This is a genomic window from Paenibacillus sp. 01T422, assembly GCF_056398785.1.
Genome location: NZ_JBFTQB010000680.1, coordinates 1 through 3,598, shown reverse-complemented (window position 1 = coordinate 3,598; position 3,598 = coordinate 1). Strand labels below are relative to the sequence as shown.

3 protein-coding genes are annotated in these 3,598 nt (G+C 40.8%); all 3 read left to right on the top strand.

Annotated features, from left to right (window positions below; translation table 11 throughout):
* Positions 1-428, top strand: a 428-nt coding sequence (locus AC1DUA_RS28800; RefSeq protein ID WP_477503020.1) for a carbohydrate ABC transporter permease, incomplete at its 5' end; no start/stop codon positions are given.
* Positions 429-492: 64 nt separating this feature from the next.
* The gene (locus tag AC1DUA_RS28795; RefSeq protein ID WP_477503019.1) at positions 493-1,863 is read left to right on the top strand and encodes an ABC transporter substrate-binding protein; all 1,371 of its coding nucleotides are present in this window, start codon (positions 493-495) and stop codon (positions 1,861-1,863) included.
* 95 nt (positions 1,864-1,958) lie between these two features.
* The coding region (locus AC1DUA_RS28790; protein ID WP_477503018.1) for a cache domain-containing sensor histidine kinase at positions 1,959-3,598 on the top strand (1,640 nt) is incomplete at its 3' end.

The window sequence follows — 3,598 nt, the reverse complement described above, 5'->3', positions numbered from 1 at the left end:
CGAGTAATCTTATTGCACTTATTATTACCTACAGTACGTTTCAGCTTCCGTTTAATGCGTTACTTATGAGCGGGTTTATAAGCAATATTCCGGAAGCGCTGGAGGAAGCAGCGATGATGGATGGCTGCAGTCGACTGAAAGCGATCTTTGTTGTGATCTTCCCGATTCTGCTTCCCGGTATAGTAGCGACCACGGTATTCACCTTCATAAGTGCCTGGAACGAGTTCCTGTTTGCATTAATGTTCATTAGTAAACCGGCACTGTTCACGCTACCTGTTGGCTTGCGATATATGCAAGGGGAGTTTGATATCCATTACGGTGCACTTGCTGCTGGAAGCCTTATATCATTAGTGCCTGCTGTGATTTTATTCGCTTTTGTACAGAAATATCTAGTTCAAGGCATGGGTTCTGGAGCCGTCAAGGGTTAAGTTCGAACTAATTCCCTAGGGGGTTAGCCAATAGATAATTGATAAAAAGGGAGATGTTGATTTCATGAAAAAAATGAATTCGGTTCTTACTTTAGGAGTTCTCAGCTTGTCGGTTTTTCTGTCAGGCTGCGGAAGCAGTAGTACAAGCAGCAGTTCCAACAGCCAAGTCAGTGACAAACCTACGGAAAGTGCACAGACGTCTGTTGTGACTAAGAYACCAGAGAATGTAAAACTAGTCTTCTGGGATGAGAATGCCGGACCTGATCGTACGCCGTATTTACAGGAAATTATCAAACGCTTTCAAGCGAAAAATCCCAATATTACAGTTGAATATGTCGGTATTCCTTTCTCTTCGGCCAAGCAGAAATATGATGTTGCCATTGCTTCCAACGATACACCGGATATTGGCGGGGTCACTGGGATATGGATTTCCGACTTTGCCGCCAAAGGAACACTCTTAGCATTGGATCCTTTCTTCGATAAATGGAGTGACAAGGACAAAATCACTAAAAGTCTAGTAGATTATAACCGGACCTTGGTGCCTGACAAGAAGCTGTATCAAATCCCCGGTACCATGTATATGGATAACTTCTGGTACCGCCCTGATTTGATCAAAAATGCGGGTCTGAAACCGCCTACAACGTGGAATGACTTTTTCCTAGATGCTGAGAAGTTGACAGATGCCAGTAAGAATCAATTTGGCTATACGATTCGTGGAGGCCAAGGTAGTATCAATCAGTTGACCACTGCAATGTATGCTTATTCAGGTGTGGAGCATTACTTTGATTCCAAGGGCAAAGCTACAGTAAACGATCCAAAGAATCTGGAGTTTTTGAAGAAATATGTAGGCATGTATAAGAAATACACACCTACGAGTGATATTACGAATGCCTATAAAGAAATGATAGCCGTATTTGATACGGGAACAGCAGCAATGGTTCAGCATAACTTCGGTTCTTACAACAATCATCTGCAATCGCTTGGTGATGGGAAATTTGCATCAACGATTTTACCAAAATCAGATAACGGCAAAACAATAGTGGCTCCAACTGCCAATGGTTATGGAATTTTCAAAAACAGCAAGCACCCTGAAGAAGCATGGGAGTTCTTCAAATATATACTTTCCAGTGAATCGCAGACGTATTGGAATGAAAAAATTGGCCAGATGCCGATTAATGTAGACGCATTACAAAGCGACTATGTGAAAAAATCACAACATATTCAAGACGGTGCCAATGTAATGGCTAGCAAAGACACAATTGTCTTAGATGTGCCGATCTATTTACCTGATTACAGCAGCATATTAGCCCAGACTTTGGAGCCTAATTTCCAAAAGGTAATGGCGGGAACGATGACATCAGAATCTTTTCTTGATGGTTGGGCTAGCGCGATGGAGAAGGCTAAAGTGGAATATGATAAAGGAATTAAGAAATAACTGACGATTTATGACAGCGAGAAGTGATCTGACCAGACCCATCCGAGCAGATAACTGCAATGTTCGGATGGATCTGGGCTATGGAGGGGGCACGGTTGTCACTCATTGGGAATCGTACATTGAAATCAACTATTTTATGGATAACCATCCCTATTATTATGCTATTTGTGATTGTTACTGGATTACTTTCTTACCTTCTCGCGTTCGATCAGCTGCAGCAGAATGCCTTTATGAGTATTTCCGATACCGTCTCACAAACGGAAAGCTTTCTAAATGATAAATTGACCGACTTGGTATCGAGTCTAACGATCATCGATAATGATGCCGACTTATCCGACATTATATTACGCACCGAAAATCCTGCCTATAATCTGCAACCAGGTGATTACCTTCAATTGAATAGAGTCTTAAACAGAGCCTTTCCAGATCGAGGCTTGATCGATTCAACGATGCTTTCTTACAGCAATGATCGTCAGGCATTCTATAGAAAAGATGACCTGACCGAAACGGTGAAAATTTCACTTGAACCTTACAAGCTTGTGCAGGCAACCGATCCGGTTTCTACTATCCATTGGCTAACACTGCACACGGATCCCATCGTGACTACTTTTAATCAAAATAAGAGTGGGAAAGTAGTTAGCTTATATAAACTGCTGGGTAAGGACATGGAACATATTAAAGGTATTATTCTTTTTAATATAAAAGATTCATTTTTTCAAACGATACTAAATAATCCGACCATTAGTAACAATGGTTATCTATGCCTCATTAGCGCGGAAGGGATCATTTCCTACAAGAATATTGAGGATAAATATAGTATTAAGGATTCAGAATTACAGTCCCAAATCTTACAAACGGCGCAAGGATCCGGAAAAATTACGGTTACTAATGAGTATGGGAAAGAAATGCTGATTGTTTACAATACTTTGAAAATTAATAAATGGAAAATTGCTGCGGTTGTACCCAAGGAAGAATTATTCAAAAAAGTGAGTTACATCAAATACTTAATCCTAGTTTTAATATTAGTTTTGTTTGTCATCGTCGTGTTCTTTTCCAATTTTCTGGCTAACATTATTTCGAAACCGATCATTCGACTCACTCGAAAAATTAATACGATCCAGGAAGGAAATCTTGACATCGAATTTAGGGAAATGCCGCAAAATGAGATCGGCGTACTGAATAGAGGTGTTCGAGATATGATTCATAGGATCAAACAGCTGCTTATTCAGATAGAAAACGAGCAAGAAAAGAAACGAAAAGCAGAATTAGACGCGCTGCAGTTTCAAATCAGGCCGCATTTTCTATATAACACTCTGTACTCCATCAAACATCTAATCGAAATGGACGAAAAAAAGGAAGCTAGCCAGATGGTATCCGCGCTCTCGGATTTCTTCCGTATCTCCATCAGTAAAGGCAGTGAGATCATTCCTGTCTCTCAAGAAATAGAGCATATCAAGCATTATTTTACAATTCAAGAGTTGCGATATGGTGATTGTTTTACCTTTGAAATTGAGATGGAGCCGGCCATATTGGATTGTAAAATAGTAAAACTGACCTTGCAGCCGCTGATTGAGAATGCGATTTATCACGGAATCAAGCATATTCGCACGAAGGGTCATATCCATATCAAGGGATTTATCCAGGATGATGACTGTGTGATCCGTATAGAGGACAATGGTGCGGGGATGTCCGCCGAACAGCTGGCGAAGATCAATGCTTCTTTGTCGGACAGGCG